This is a genomic window from Bradyrhizobium commune, assembly GCF_015624505.1.
Classification (GTDB): Bacteria; Pseudomonadota; Alphaproteobacteria; order Rhizobiales; family Xanthobacteraceae; genus Bradyrhizobium; species Bradyrhizobium commune.
Window position 1 is genome coordinate 2,785,645 of sequence record NZ_CP061379.1, and the last position, 14,831, is coordinate 2,800,475.

Annotated in this window: 12 protein-coding genes and 1 pseudogene; 7 read left to right on the plus strand and 6 right to left on the minus strand. The window is 64.5% G+C overall.

The features are described 5' to 3' along the window. Positions 1–112: 112 nt before the first annotated feature. Positions 113–886: an HpcH/HpaI aldolase family protein gene (locus IC761_RS13085; protein ID WP_195803646.1), complete on the minus strand. Its 774-nt coding sequence runs from the start codon at positions 884–886 to the stop codon at positions 113–115. Between the two features lie 61 nt (positions 887–947). Next, positions 948–1,745, minus strand: a complete 798-nt coding sequence (murI, locus tag IC761_RS13090; RefSeq protein ID WP_195803647.1) for a glutamate racemase — start codon at positions 1,743–1,745, stop codon at positions 948–950. A 172-nt stretch (positions 1,746–1,917) separates the two neighbouring features. Here murI and IC761_RS13095 point away from each other — a divergent pair, with 172 nt between their 5' ends. Together IC761_RS13095 and IC761_RS13100 are read left to right on the plus strand one after the other, a co-directional pair. Beyond that, positions 1,918–2,469, plus strand: a complete 552-nt coding sequence (locus IC761_RS13095; RefSeq protein ID WP_195803648.1) for a cytochrome b — start codon at positions 1,918–1,920, stop codon at positions 2,467–2,469. 170 nt (positions 2,470–2,639) lie between these two features. Further along, a complete protein-coding gene (locus tag IC761_RS13100; protein WP_195803649.1) occupies positions 2,640–3,281 on the plus strand; it encodes a glutathione S-transferase family protein in 642 nt (213 codons plus the stop codon). 11 nt (positions 3,282–3,292) lie between these two features. On the opposite strand, the gene IC761_RS13105 is transcribed toward IC761_RS13100, so the two are convergent. Beyond that, positions 3,293–4,198 carry a LysR substrate-binding domain-containing protein gene (locus IC761_RS13105; protein WP_195803650.1) on the minus strand — a complete coding sequence of 302 codons (906 nt, stop codon included), beginning with the start codon at positions 4,196–4,198 and terminating at the stop codon, positions 3,293–3,295. A gap of 153 nt (positions 4,199–4,351) precedes the next feature. On the opposite strand from IC761_RS13105, the gene IC761_RS13110 reads away from it, so the two are divergent. After that, complete coding sequence (locus tag IC761_RS13110) at positions 4,352–5,098, plus strand: SDR family NAD(P)-dependent oxidoreductase (RefSeq protein WP_195803651.1); 747 nt, start codon at positions 4,352–4,354, stop codon at positions 5,096–5,098. Positions 5,099–5,141: 43 nt separating this feature from the next. Beyond that, positions 5,142–5,885 (plus strand): 3-oxoacyl-ACP reductase family protein, encoded by a 744-nt coding sequence (locus IC761_RS13115; RefSeq protein WP_195803652.1) that lies wholly within the window; start codon positions 5,142–5,144, stop codon positions 5,883–5,885. A gap of 50 nt (positions 5,886–5,935) precedes the next feature. On the opposite strand, the gene IC761_RS13120 is transcribed toward IC761_RS13115, so the two are convergent. After that, a complete protein-coding gene (locus tag IC761_RS13120) occupies positions 5,936–6,742 on the minus strand; it encodes a Crp/Fnr family transcriptional regulator (RefSeq protein WP_195803653.1) in 807 nt (268 codons plus the stop codon). Positions 6,743–6,999: 257 nt separating this feature from the next. Further along, a complete protein-coding gene (locus IC761_RS13125; RefSeq protein WP_195803654.1) occupies positions 7,000–8,064 on the minus strand; it encodes a SecDF P1 head subdomain-containing protein in 1,065 nt (354 codons plus the stop codon). 233 nt (positions 8,065–8,297) lie between these two features. Here IC761_RS13125 and IC761_RS13130 point away from each other — a divergent pair. From IC761_RS13130 to IC761_RS13140, 3 genes and pseudogenes are all read left to right on the plus strand, one after another. Then, positions 8,298–10,204: pseudogene (locus tag IC761_RS13130) on the plus strand (acyl-CoA synthetase). Positions 10,205–10,339: 135 nt separating this feature from the next. Continuing rightward, on the plus strand, positions 10,340–12,169 hold the full coding sequence (locus IC761_RS13135) for a caspase family protein (protein ID WP_195803655.1): 1,830 nt from the start codon (positions 10,340–10,342) through the stop codon (positions 12,167–12,169). 101 nt (positions 12,170–12,270) lie between these two features. Further along, the gene (locus tag IC761_RS13140) at positions 12,271–13,596 is read left to right on the plus strand and encodes an LVIVD repeat-containing protein (protein WP_195803656.1); all 1,326 of its coding nucleotides are present in this window, start codon (positions 12,271–12,273) and stop codon (positions 13,594–13,596) included. Positions 13,597–13,653: 57 nt separating this feature from the next. On the opposite strand, the gene IC761_RS13145 is transcribed toward IC761_RS13140, so the two are convergent. After that, the gene (locus IC761_RS13145; RefSeq protein ID WP_195803657.1) at positions 13,654–14,826 is read right to left on the minus strand and encodes a M20 aminoacylase family protein; all 1,173 of its coding nucleotides are present in this window, start codon (positions 14,824–14,826) and stop codon (positions 13,654–13,656) included. Positions 14,827–14,831 lie beyond the last annotated feature (5 nt).

Sequence of the window (14,831 nt, forward strand, 5' to 3'; positions counted from 1 at the left end):
ATCTTTCAGAGACTTAGGGCCTTTGCGCGCCAGCAAGGTCTTTTAAGCATCATTGTTGTCCTCCCTGGAGCCGGACCCTAGCAGGCCAGCCGTTCCGGGCAAGGCCGGCAGCTCAGCGCTTGATCCCGTCGAAGGCCGCCATGATGCCACGCTGGAACAGCGACCAGTCGAAGCCGAGCGCGATCGCGCGGTAGCCGCGGTCGATCAGAGCGTTGGCCTGGTCGGCGGTGCGGGCCACGCCGCCGATCGGCACGCCGCTTTTGAGAATGCCGGCCTCGGCGCGCGCAATCAGCTCCAGCAATTCCGGATCGTCCATCTGGCCGCGCTTGTTGATGGAGGTGGCGAGATCGCCGGGTCCGATCACGGCGACATCGATGCCCGGTGTCGCCATGATCTCGTCGATGCGATTGACGGCATCAACATGCTCGATGGTGATCATGCAGATCATCTCGTCGTCTGCGGCCGCCATGTAATCCGGCATCGACTGGCCCCAGCGGAACGGAGCATGGAACGGACCCCAGAGCCGGTCGCCGCGCGGCGGGTAGCGCACGCTGCGCACCGCTTTCTCCGCTTCAGCGGGCGTGGTGATCATCGGAAAGTTGATGCCGAAGGCGCCGATATCCATCGGCGCTTTCGCAAGCCACGGTTCGTTCGCCGCGATCCGCACCAGCGGCGTGCATGATGTGCCCGTCGTGGCCACGATCATCGCATGCGCTTCGGAGAGCCCGATCGGCCCGTGCTCGAGATCGACGATGATCCAGTCGAGCGAGCGCGCCATGATCTGCACGGTCTGCACACTCGGGATGGTCGCGATCGCGCCGAAGGCGGGGCGGCCTTCGCGCCAGAGCTGGCGAAGACGGTTCAGCGGTGTCGAGGCGACCGACATGGGATGACCTTGCGGGAGAGGACGGCAGCGGAGCCTAGCAGCGCGCCGTGAAGGCGAAAAGTCAGGCGACTGCCCGGCCGCCGAAGAACGGCGTCAGGGTGGCGCTGAGGCCATGCGCGCGGTTCGAGGTAAAAATCATCTCGGCACCGGATTGCACGATGTCGCCGGCGAGCGGGCCGAGAAGGTCCGAGACGCGGCGAGCGATCGCAGGCGCCGGATCGATCCAGTCGACCGGCCAGGGCGCCAGCCGCTCCAGCCGGTCGAGCAGCAGCGGATAATGCGTGCAGGCGAGCACCACCGTATCGGTGCGCGACGTCGCGTCCGCGGCGTCGCCGACGAAGCAGGGCGTGAGCTCGGCGAGGATGTCGCCGTCACTGATCGGATGGCCGCTGAGCGCGGCCTCGGCAAGCGAAGCGAGCTCGGGCGAGCCGACCAGCGTCACTTCGCAACCTTGCGCGAAGTCGCGGATCAGGGCGTGGGTGTATTCGCGCTTCACCGTGCCCTTGGTGCCGAGCACCGAGACGCGGCGGGTCTTCGACCGAGCGCAGGCCGGCTTGATTGCCGGCACCGTACCGACGAAGGGCACGGAATAGGCGGCGCGCAGGTGCGACATCACCAGGGTGGAGGCGGTGTTGCAAGCGATGACGACGAGGCCGGGATCGTGTGTGCCGATCAACTCTCCCATCAGCGGCACGACGCGGGCGATAATCTCGTCCTCGCTGTGGTGGCCATAGGGGAAGAAGGCGTCGTCGGCGACGTAGACGTAATGCGCGTCCGGGCGCGCGGCCACGACCTCACGCAGTACCGTGAGCCCGCCAAGGCCAGAATCGAACACCAGGATCGTCGGGGAATAAGTCACGCCGTCACCCTATCATGACATGGTTACCATTCGGTTTTTTGGGCCGTTTTGCGGCGACCGGCCCGCGAGATCGATTTGGAACTATTCCATTTCGCGATTGCCGCATGTTCCCGCTATCAGCAGTCCTGCTGCGCTGCGGTTGGGGACATCCGCACATTTTCGGGGAGCGGATATGATCAGAAATACAACGACCGGCTGGGGCAGCGTCGCCCGCTGGCTGCACTGGGTTTTGGCGCTGGCGATCGTCGGCATGATCGCCTTCGGCTGGTGGATGAACCACATCCCGGCGCGCGCCGACAAGTTCTTCTATCGCTCGATCCATGCCGACATCGGCTATCTGATCCTGCTGCTCACGGTGCTGCGGATCGTCTGGCGCGCGGTCAACCCGACGCCGGCGCTGCCGGCCGAGACCTCGCGCTGGCAGAAGATCGCGGCCCATGTCAGCCACGGCGCGCTCTATCTCGTCGTCATCCTGGTCGCGATGCTGGGCTGGGCGCATTCCGGCGCGCGCTCGACCCATTACTCGGACTTCTTCGGCCTGTTTCACGTGCCGCAATTCACCTCTCCGGACAAGGCGGCGGCGGACGCCTATGAGGACCGCCACATCTTCTTTGCCTATGTGCTGCTCGCCCTGATCGCGGTTCACGTGATCGCGGCGCTATGGCACCACTTCATCCGCCGCGACCGGGTCGTGGCGCGCATGGTGACGGACGAGGCTGGGTAGGGGAGCACACTCGCTCCACATCGTCGTTGCGAGCGAAGCGAAGCAATCCAGACTGCCACCGCGGAAAGACTCTGGATTGCTTCGCTACGCTCGCAATGACGGAGTATGATGCGGCGTCGCGACAGACACACGCGGCGTATTCGCTCGCGTCATCTGCCAAGGAGTCGCCCATGCTCACCGTCCACCATCTCGGCAAATCGCAGTCCGAACGCATCGTCTGGCTCTGCGAGGAGCTGGAAATCCCCTACGAGCTGAAACACTACACACGCGATTCCAGGACCATGCTGGCGCCGCCCGACTACAAGGCGCTGCATCCGATTGGGGCGGCGCCGGTCATCACCGACCGCGACCTGGTGCTGGCCGAATCCGGCGCCATCGTCGACTACATCATCGCAAAACACGGCAACGGCCGCCTCGTGATCCGTGCCGACGAACGCGAATTCGCGCAGTTCTTGTACTGGTTTCATTTCGCCAACGGCACGCTGCAAGCCGGGATGGGCCGGCTGATGATGCTGAACCGGCTCAAGCTCGCCGACGACAATCCGATGCTGCTTGCGACCAAAGCGCGCGTCGACCGCGTCTTCGATCTGGTGGACGCGCGCGTGCGAGATGCCGAATATCTCGCAGGACACGCGTTCACCACTGCCGACATCATGATCGGCTTTTCACTCACCACGATGCGCTATTTCCAGCCCTATGACCTTTCGCGTTGCCCGAATGTGGTCGGCTATCTCGGCCGCATCGGTGCGCGTCCCGCCTACCGGCGCGCGATGGAGAAAGGCGATCCGGGCATGGCGCTGCTGTTGAGCTGAGCCGTCAGCGTTTAACGCGGCAGGTGCTTGCTCGCGCGCTCGATCAGGTCACCGAGTCTGGAGATGAACTTTGCAAGGATCGGCGAGGCATTGTCCTTGTGGTAGCCGACGACGAGATCGATCGTCGGCGCCTTGCCCTTGAGGGGCCGGCTGACGACGGACCAGGGCAGAAAGTTTTTGATGTAGCCCGGGATCAGAGCAAAGCCGCGTGTGGAGGCCACCATCGACACCGCCATGGCGATGTTGTCGGCCTCGTGCGCCGCTGCGATCGGCAGGCCGCTCGCGCGGATATAGCTGTCGATCACCTTGCGAAGTTCGGGCGCTGTATCCGATACGTTGATGAAGGGCGTTCCCTCCAGCCTGGGGAGCTCGATGCGATCGAGCTTGGCAAAGCGGTGATCGCTTGGGAGCACGACAACCAGCGCCTCTTCGATCACCGTCTTGTAGATGAGATCGGTGCCGCCGCCCTCGCGCCGCATGAAGGCGAGGTCGAGACTGCCGCGCGTCAGGCTCTCCGCCAACACCGGCGAAAAGTCGCTGGTCACACTCACGTCGATGGTCGGTAGCTCGTCCCGCAACACGCGCATGGCCTCCGGCAGCCAGTCGATTTCCTGTCCCGTGAGGAAGCCGAGCGCGAAGCGTGACTTCTCGGGGCGGCCGGCGCGCCGCGCAGCCTCGATCGCCGCATCTGCCTGCGTCAGCGCCAGGCGCGCATGATCGAGGAAGGCTTTTCCCGCCGTGGTCAGCGCGACGCCGTGCACACTGCGCGCCAGCAGCGGCACGCCGACCTCGTATTCGAGATCGCGGATCTGGCGGCTGAGTGAGGGCTGCGCGGTGTGCAGCCGCTTCTCGGCGGCGACCGTGAGGCTGCCTTCCTCGGCGACGGCGATGAAATAGCGGAGATGACGGAGTTCCATGGGGCATGCCTCACAGGTATGTCCCGCAGCCTACAAAGTCTTTTTCAAAGCCGCCAGCCTGCACCAAATAGCTCTCCAACGAGGACGCGGCATCCACACCATACCTGATTGGCAGGGAATGAGGCTGTTGCGTCCGGCGAAGGAGAATTGACCATGACCGACCTCAAGGGAAAGACCGCTCTTGTCACAGGCGCTTCGCGCGGCATCGGCCGCGCCTCGGCGCTGGCGCTCGGCCGGCGCGGTGCGCAGGTGCTGGTACATTACGGCCAGGCGGCCAAGGAAGCGGAGGCTGTCGTCGCCGAGATTCGCAAGAACGGCGGGCGTGCCGATGCCGTCGGGGCCGATCTCAGCGCGCCGGACGGGCCGCATCAGCTGGCGCGGCAGGTGCGCAGCATCGTCGGCGACCGGCTTGATATCCTCGTCGCCAACGCCGGCGTCTCGAAGGCGGCCGTGATCGAGGAGACGACGGTTGCGGATTTCGACCGGCTGTTCGCCGTCAATGTCCGCGCACCGTTCTTCCTGGTGCAGCAATTGCTGCCGATCCTGCACGAGGGCAGCAGCGTCGTGCTGGTTTCCTCGCTCGCAGCTCACGCAGTGGTGGGCACGCTGCCGGCCTATGCCGCCACCAAGGGCGCGATCGACACGCTGGTGAAGCATTTTGCGGCGGCGCTCGGCGCACGCGGCGTGCGCGTCAACGCGGTGGCGCCCGGCGTGGTGGCGACCGAGATGTCGTCCTTCGCCAAGACCGATGCAGGCCGCGACTACACGCTCGGCATGCAGACCCTGAAGCGGATCGCCGAGCCCGACGACATCGCCGATGCCGTTGCTTTCCTCGCTTCTCCCGACGCGCGCTGGATCACCGGCGACACCATCCACGTCGACGGCGGCTCGAAGCTCTGAGCCGGCCGCCGCTCTCTCCCAACCTCCACCAAGGAACTTGATCATGTCAAAGAAACTCGAAGGCAGAACTGCATTTGTCACCGGCGGCTCGCGCGGAATCGGCGCCGCCATCGCCAAGCGGCTGGCCGCCGACGGCGCCAAAGTCGCCATCACTTACAGCAGAGGCGCGGAGGCTGCGGCCGCCGTCGTGAAGGCGATCGAAGGCGCCGGCGGCAAGGCGATCGCGATCCAGGCCGATGCGACCGATCCCAAGGCCGTGCAGGCCGCGGTCGACAAGACCGTCAGCGTGCTCGGCAAGCTCGACGTGCTCGTGAACAATGCGGGCACCGCGATCCCCAAGAAGTTTGAGGAAACCACGCTCGAAGAGCTCGACCAGGTGATCAACCTCAACATCCGCGGCGTGTTCATTGCCACGCAAGCCGCACTGAAGCAGATGAACGACAACGGCCGGATCATCTCGATCGGCTCATGCGTCGGCGAACGCATGATGACGCCGGGATTGGTGCCTTACTCGGCGACCAAAGCCGCGATCCGGATGTTCACGCAAGGCCTGTCGCGCGAGGTCGGCGATCGCGGCATCACCGTCAACAACGTGCAGCCGGGCCCGATCGACACTGATCTCAATCCGGCCTCCGGCGACTGGGCGACCCCGCAGAAGGCGGCCACGGCGCTCAACCGCTACGGCAAGGTGGAGGAGGTGGCGGCATTGGTCGCTTTCGTCGCCAGCCCCGAGGCGTCCTACATCACAGGCGCGAACCTCACGGTCGACGGCGGCACCAACGCCTGATCACGACAACGATTGGAGCGGGCGGCCGAAGCGCATTCGGCCGCCCAAGTTTACGCGATCCTGTTGGTGGTGGCCGCCCGCGCCGTGGCCAGCTGCTTCTGCAAGCGATCGATGTTTTGCAGGAGGCGCTGGCTGGTCAGGACCAGGAAATAATAGCCGAACTGCGGATCCTGGAAGTAGATCTCGAGCAGCCGGTCATAGGTGATGGTCAGCACCTGTCCGTCTTCGATGCATTCGATCGTTCCGGTTCGCCGGTTGTCCGGCGTCAGGAAGCCGAGCTCGCCCATGAGGGCTCCGGGCTGAATCTCGACGTTGATCTCCTTGACCAGGAACTTGCCGGTGACCGTGAGGAGCATCTCCTTGGCCGGATCGCCCAGTTTGAAGAGCGTGTCGCCTCGACGATATTTGCGCTCGGTCATGAACGGCTTGAGCCATTCGATCGACATGTCGCCTTCGGCCGCGTGGCGCGCCTTCTTGACGAGCTTGAGCATCTGCCGCAGGCGGATGGCGTTGATCGGCAGCAGCAGCAGATACAGGACGAACGTCGAGACGTTGGCGGAGAGCGCACCGAAAATGGCGAAGAAGGCGCAGCCGATCATGTTGGCGACGCGCAGCGGCACCATTGTCCGCATCAGGAGGGTGGCGACGAAGAAACCGGCACCGACCGTGGCGAACATGTTGGCCAGCGTGATGTTGTGGAGCACGATCTCCAGCAGACGATTAAAGATCGCGTCGTAGGTGACGTTGTTGGGATCGAGGCCCATCTGGACCAGGATCTTCGCGATCCTGAGGTTGTCCGTTGCCGCGTCGAGAATGCGGTCGAGGATCGAGGAAATGTCTGCGCTGCCGGACGGCATGGTCTAGTCCCCGCGTAAGGCTTTCAGTCCTGGTCGGTCTTTTGGGTACGTATAGCCGAAATCGAATGACGACCGCTTGAATGGAATTTTCGGTCGTCCCGCCGCAAGAGGCAAATTTTAGCCCGAACGGGCGTTTCGGCAATTGCCCGTTGGTTGCGCGTGTGATTTCAGCCCCCGATTCGGGCACCCGCGCCGCGCGCGGACTTTACCGCCCGGGCGAGGGCGCCAGCGCAAAAAGGGATCTTCGGCTCTCTGCCCTACGGCTTGGCGGCAGGCTGGATGACCTGCTGCTCGACGAGGCCCAGATGACCGGGCAGGGAGCCGGCGCGGAGCAGCATGGCGACGCTGTTGGCCTCCTCCAGGGTGAAATTGCCCGAAATCTGGCCCGAGCCGCCGGTAATGGGCTCGCGGATCACGGGGGCGGAGACCACCTTGTCGTCGAGCACGATGGCGAAGGGCTTTCCGACGTTCTCTTCGGTCACGTGGGCGAAACGCCGTGCGCCACGCCCGTTGAAGCGGAACGAGGCGATCGGATCCTTGGTGCCGGTCGCAAAGCCAGGGGCGGCATAAATGATGTCGTCGCCCTCGAGCGCGCTGTCCTTCGCAACCAGATAGGCGTGCTTGTCCTTGAAGCCGAACAAGACCTCGGAACCCGCAGGCGGCGTGCCGAGCTCGGCCTGTTCCGCCGGCATCGAGAGGTCGACCGAACGGAAGCTGACCCGCACCTTCTTGGCAAAGACCGCGGTGACGCGCTCGGGCTCCATGACGCCCGGCAGGAAGATGCGAATGCGGTCGGCCCCGTCCGGCTGCACGCTGGCAAGCTTGACGCCGTTGTCCTTCAGGCGCTGCTCGATCATGGCGATGGAGTCCTCGACCAGATCATGCAGCCGGCCGGCGAAGGTGGCATCCGTCGGCGCCAGCCTGAGCAGGCCATCGCCGCCATCCGACACGGCGAGCGAACGCGCGGGCGCGGCGTCCGTCGTGAGCTTGCGCACGAGCTGGTCGCGGTTCTTTGCGTCCGCGACCTTGACCTCGACACCGCCGTCGCGGACGGCGAGGCCGGAGAAGGCGATGCGGCTGTCCTTGACAGTCTTGTAGACGTCGTCGCGCAAGTCCGTGACGAGCGCCTCGCGCAGGACCTCAGCGTCGACCTTGTAGACGACGCGCGAGCCGCCCTGCTTCTCCATCATGTTCGTGACGAAGCTCGCGAGCTTCGCGCGCATCGTGTCGACCGGCGAGTCGTCGGCGGCGGCAGTGCGCGGCAAGGCGATCGCCGATCCAATGACGAGGGCGGCGATCAGCCGGGTGAGGTGCGTGGTCATGATGTCCTCGCGTCTTGCGGCAGGCCGCTGGCCGCCAGTTCTTGGTCCCCGGATCGGGCGGCGAGGTTCAAGGGCCTCGAACGCGAGCGCTACGACCGTAACCGTTAAGCCATGGACGAACGCCAAATCATCCATCATTCTGTCCGCACTCGACCACCTATCGGTCGAGACCTCGCCGACCAAAATGTCAAAAGACAGGGGGTGGGGAATGCATCTGAGGGAGGACGGAATCCATGGCGGGCATCCACGCGCTCGATCGGCTCATCGGCAACGACTATCCGGACTTTTTGACGGACGCGGAGGTCCGGGCCTTCGAGCAGGTCCCGTATGCCGACCGCGTCGCGGCCGAAAGCACCTATGACGCCATCAGGCTTGGTGCTGCGCGCAACCCCGACGGCGCGGCGATCCAGTTCCTGCAAAACGCCGATCCGGCCGACACGCCCGTCGTCGTCACCTATCGCGACTTCATCGCGCGCGTGACGCAGGCCGCCAACATGTTTCACGCGCTCGGCGTTGAGAAGGGCGATGTGATCAGCTTCATGCTGCCGCTGCTGCCGGATGCCTTCGTGACGTTGTTCGGCGCGGAAGCCGCCGGCGTTGCCAATCCAGTCAATCCGCTGCTGGAGCCGCACCAGATCGCGGAGATTCTGGAAGCCGCGAAGACAAAGGTCCTGGTCGCACTCGGGCCGATGCCGGGCACCGACATCTGGCAGAAGGTCGAGCAGATCCGCCCACAGCTGACACATCTCAAGGCGATCGTGCAGGTGTTCGGCGGTGGCGATCCCGCGAAGGGAATCTTTTCGTTCAACGATCTCATCAAGCAGCAGCCGTCGGACCGGCTTATCAGCGGGCGCAGGATTGCAGGCCGCGACATCGCCGCCTATTTCCACACCGGCGGCACCACCGGGACTCCAAAACTGGTGCGGCATACCCATGCCAACCAGGTCTACCAGGCCTGGGCGCTCAATCTGCTGCTGAGGTCGAAGCCCGGCGCCAACATGCTGTTCGGCATGCCGTTGTTTCACGTCGGCGGATCGCTGACGCAGGTGCTGTTGACGCTGTCGAGCGGCGGCTCGCTGGTCGTGCTGTCGCCGAGCGGGTGGCGCAATCCGAATTCAGTGAAGAACATCTGGCGGCTCGTCGAACGCTTCAAGCCGGAGGCGCTGTCGAGCGTGCCGACGGTGCTGGCCGCGACACTGGCGGTGCCGCCGGGCAATGCCGACATTTCCAGCCTGAAATATGCAGCGGGCGGTGGCTCTGCGATCCCGGTCGCGGTCGGCTCCGCGATCCAGGACAAGCTCAAGCTGCCGGTGGTCGAGGTCTATGGCATGACCGAGACCTCGAGCGTGCACACGCTCGCTTTTCCCTCACGGCCGATCCGGCTCGGCTCGGTCGGCCTTCCCATGCCCTACGCGCGCGTGCGCATCGTGCAGCTCGATACCGATGGGCACCTGATCCGCGACTGCAAGCCCGACGAGATCGGCGTCGTCATCATGGCCGGGCCAGGCGTGTTCGGTGGCTATCTCAATGACGAGCACAACAAGGGCGCCTTCGTTGACGAGGTCTGGGTCAATTCCGGCGATCTTGGACGGCTCGATGCCGACGGCTATCTCTGGATCACCGGCCGCGCCAAGGATCTTGTCATCCGCGGCGGCCACAACATCGATCCGGCGCCGATCGAGGAGATCATGTTCCGCCATCCCGCCGTCGGCTTTGCCGCGGTGGTCGGCCAGCCCGACGCCTATGCCGGCGAGCTGCCGGTTGGATATGTGCAATTGAAGCCGGGCGCAAAAGTCGAGCCAGGCGAGCTGGAAGCCTGGGTACGCGAGCGCACGCCAGAACGCGCCGCGGTGCCGGTGCAGATCATCGCGGTCGATCCGATGCCGGTGACCGGCGTCGGCAAGGTGTTCAAGCCGCAGCTGCGCTGGGACGCGGCGCAACGCGTGTTCACAAAAGTGCTGACGCCGCTCGTCGAGCGCGGCGTCGACTGCAAGGTCAAGGTCGGCGCCCATGGCAGCCACGGCTCGATAGCAATCGTCACGCTCGCAGGCTTGCGGATGACCAGCGCGAGGTGATCGTCGGCGAGGTACATACGCTGCTCGCACCGTTCGTGATGCGGCACGAGGTGGTGCAGGCTTAGAGAACCCGAACGGGCTCAAGCCGCATTATCCATAAGTTTGGGTACGGACTCTTTGTGTGACTGATATCACACAGGAAGAATTGGCAATCGGTAATAGTGGGAATAGTGTTGTGGAATTGCACCCGGGGGGACGCAGTGATTCCGTTTCGGCTGTTTGGATTGTTGATTGTTGCCATCTGTCTGGCTTGCGGACCGGCCCATGCCGAGAAGCGGGTTGCGCTCGTCATCGGCAATTCGGCTTACAAGAGCGCGCCGCGATTGGCCAATCCTGTGAACGATGCTGCGCTGGTCGGCGACATGTTCAAGAAGGCCGGCTTCGACGCCGTCGATGTGAAGTTCGACCAGAACGCCGCCGACATGAGACGCATGCTGCGCGAGTTCGCCGCCAAGGCGCGCGATGCCGATATGGCGGTGATCTATTACGCGGGCCACGGCATCGAGCTCGACGGCAATAATTATCTCGTTCCGACCGACGCCGTCCTGGAAACCGACGGCGACGTCCTCGACGAAGCGATCGCACTCGATCGTGCATTGTTTGCGGTCGAGCCGGCGAAGCAGCTTCGCCTGGTCATTCTCGACGCGTGCCGCGACAATCCCTTCGCCAAGACCATGAAACGCACGGTGGCCTCGCGGGCCATTGGTCGCGGGCTCGCCAAGATCGAGCCGACCAGCCCGAACACGATGATCGCGTTTGCGGCTAAGGCGGGGTCGACCGCTTCGGACGGCGACATGAAGAACAGTCCGTTCGCGACGGCCCTTGCCGATCATCTGCCGAAGCCTGGCCTCGATCTGCGCAAGGCGTTCGGCTTCGTCCGCGACGATGTCCTGAAGGCGACCAGCTACAAGCAGGAGCCGTATGTCTACGGCTCCCTGGGCGGCGATGACGTAGCGCTAGTCCCGGCTAAACCGGTTGTCACGGCGCCGCAGCCAAATCCGCAGGACGTCGTTCGCAGGGATTATGAATTGGCCTTGCAGGCGGGTGATCGCGACGGATGGGAAGCGTTTCTACAGGCGTATCCCGACGGCTTTTACGCCAATCTGGCGCGCGTGCAGCTGAAGAAGATCGCGGCAGAAGAGGCGCGCGTCGCTGCCGAACAGAAGGCGAGAGCCGCCGAGCAGGACAAGGCGCGGCTGGCCTCCGAGCGCGCCCAGAAAGCCGAATTGGAAAAGGCGGCTGCGGCGGCGAAGGCGGCTGAAGAGGCGCGCATCGCAGCGGAGAGGCAAAAGCAGATCGAGCAGGCGAGGGCAGACGCGGCCGAGCAGCAGCGCAAGGCAGCTGAGGCTGCGGCCGCGAAGGCCGTCGCCGAGAAGCAGATGGCAGAGAAGGCGGCCGCTGAAGCTGCGGCAAGGCAGGCGGCCGACAAGCAGGCGGCAGATGTGGAGGGCAAGAAGGTTGCGGTGTTATCGCCCACGCCAACATCCAGCCCGGCTCCTGGCGATTTGGCAAAGTCCGTGCAGCTCGAACTGCGGCGCGTCGGCTGCATGAGCGCATCGGCTGACAGCGAGTGGGGCCAGACAGCACAGCGTTCGCTGACGTTGTTCAACAAATACGCCGGCACCCAGTTCGACGTGAAGCTTGCGAGCACCGACGCGCTCGACGCCCTGAAAGCGAGGCCGGGACGCGTCTGCCCGCTGATCTGCGATCACGGCTTCAGAGCCGACAGTGATCAATGCACCAAAATCACCTGCCGCGCCGGCTACCGCGTCAGCGACGACAATGAGTGTGAGAAGGTCCAGGACAAGAAGCCGGTCGCGACCCGTGAGGATTCGCGGAAGCGCGACGCGAGCCGAAAGGCTGCTGAATCCCCGCCGTCTAAGCCCGAGGCAAGCGGACAGATATACTGCGGTCCGGCTGGCTGTCGCCCTGTACCAAAAGGATGTCGGCTTGTGAGCGGCGGCGCGAATATTGCCGGACGAAACAGCCCAAATGGCGCCGCTGGCGGCAATTATGAGGTCTGCAACTAGCGGCGTGCTAAAACCGCCGGCTTCCATTCGAGAGCGGATAACGCAAGGCTTGCATGCCCTGCCGCAAGCGAGCATCATCCCCAAAAAAATGGGGGAACGTAATGCCCGAAGTCTCGCGCCGCCGCCATCTTCAGCAATTGTCGGCCGTGCTCGGATCGGGCGCACTGTCGGGGTGGTCGAGGCCGGCATGGGCGTCAGAGGCCGACATTCCGCCCGAGGGCATCGGCAAGGGCATCCAGCACATCTCCTACAGCGACATCGGCGGGCGGCCCGACAGCGTGCAGGTGATGTTCAACCGCCAGCACATCTATGTCGGGCACATGTTCAGCGACGGCGTGACCATCCTGGACGCCTCGGATCCGCGCGCGCTGAAGCCGGTCAATTTCTTCACCGCGGGACAATATACCCGCACCCACCATCTCCAGGTGGCGGAAGATACGCTGCTGCTGGCGAACGGCGCCAATATCGTCGCGATGCAGTCCTACGACAACATGCGCGGCTATTTCGAGAACACGCTGGTCGACAGCATCACCAAGGCGAAGAAATTCCGCTCCGGCCTCTCGATCCATAACATCTCGAAACCGGGCGAGATGCGTGAGATCGCATTCCTCGAAATGCCCGGCTTCGGCATCAACCGTCTGTGGTGGCCGGGCGGCCGCTACGCCTATGTGTCGGCGCATTTCGACGGGTTCACCGACCACATCCTGTGCGTGGTCGATCTCAAGACCATCACGAAGCCGGAGATCGTCTCGAAATGGTGGCTGCCGGGCATGAACCGCGCGGCCGGGGAGCCTGCGACGCCCAAGGGCAAGCGCTTCGCGCTTCACCACATGATCACGGCGGGCGATCGCGGCTATGCCGCCTGGCGCGATGGCGGCTTCACCATCCACGACATCAGCGATCCCGCCAATCCAAAGCTCCTGTCCCACATCAACTGGTCGCCGCCCTTTGCCGGCGGCACGCATACGCCATTGCCGCTGCCGAAGCGGCAGCTCGCGATCGTCGCGGACGAGGCGAATGCGGACCAATGCGCCAAGGGCCTGTTCCACACCTTCGTCCTCGACGTGCGGGCGCCGGAAAATCCGGTGCCGATCGCAACGCTACCGACCCCGCGCGACCGCGATTTCTGTACCAACGGCACTTTCGGCCCGCATAATCTGCACGAGAACCGTCCGGGCTCGTTCCAGAGCGAGGACACGATCTTTGCGACCTACAACAATGCCGGCGTCAGGGTGTTCGATATCAGGGACCAGTTCGCGCCGAAAGAAATCGCGTACTGGGTGCCGCCGGCGCCGAAGAAGCTCGTCGACCCCCGTCCGAACATCGCGCTCGCCGCCAAGACCTGCGACGCCTATGTCCGGCCAGATGGAATGATGTTTGTGTCCGACTGGAACGCCGGGATGCACGTGCTGCAATATCAGGGATGAGCAGCGTGTGGGGTGGGCACGCTTCGCTTTGCCCACCCTGCGATATCGAGACCGCCGCTATCCCGCCGGCATCGTCGTCTCGATCAGGCGCACCCAGAACGAGGCGCCGTGGCCGAGGATGTTGTCGTTGAAGACGTAGGCCGGGTGATGGCATGCTGGGCTATCGCCCATGCCGACCAGCACCATCGCGCCGGGACGCGCTTCCAGCATGAACGAGAAATCCTCGGCGCCCATCGCAGGTGCGATGCGGTCGTCGACGCGCTCTGCGCCGACGATGTCGCGGGCGACGTCGGCGGCGACACCGGTTTCGCGCGCATGGTTCACCGTCACCGGGTACATGCGCGTGTATTTGGTCTCGGCCGAGCCGCCATAGGCGCGCGCCACGTTGTCGGCGACCTCCGCGATGCGGCGCTCGACGAGATCGCGGACTTCAGGGTCGAGGGTGCGAACAGTGCCGCAGAGCTCGGCGGTCTCGGGGATGATGTTGAAGGCGGTGCCGGCGTGGAATTGCGTGATGGAGATGACGGCCGACTTGAGCGGGTCGACGTTGCGGGCGACGATCGATTGTAGCGCATTCACGATCTGCGAGCCGATCAGGACGCTGTCGACCGATTTGTGCGGGCCTGCGCCGGCGTGGCCGCCCTTGCCGGTGACGGTGATCTGGACGTTGTCGGAGGAGGCGAGCATCGGGCCCGGGGTGGTCGCGAAATGACCCTCGGGCAGGCCTGGCATGTTGTGCATGCCGTAGACCTGCTCGATCTTCCAGCGCGTCATCAGCCCGTCGTCGACCATCGCCTTGCCGCCGCCACCGCCTTCCTCGGCGGGCTGGAAGATCATGATTGCTGTGCCGTCGAAATTGCGCGTCTCGGCGAGATATTTGGCGGCGCCCAAGAGCATGGCAGTGTGGCCGTCATGGCCGCAGGCGTGCATCTTGCCGGGGACCTTCGAGGCATAGGGCACATCGGCGGCTTCCAGGATCGGCAGCGCGTCCATGTCGGCGCGCAAGCCGATGGTCTTGCCGGAGGCCGACTTGCGGCCGCGGATCACGCCGACCACGCCGGTGCGGCCGATGCCCGTCACCACCTCGTCGCAGCCGAACGCGCGCAATTTCTCGGCGACGATGCCGGCGGTGCGGTGGACTTCGTATTGCAGCTCCGGGTTCTCGTGGAAGTCATGCCGCCAGGCGGCCATTTCGTCGGAGAGGGCGGCGATGCGATTGACGATGGGCATGGAGG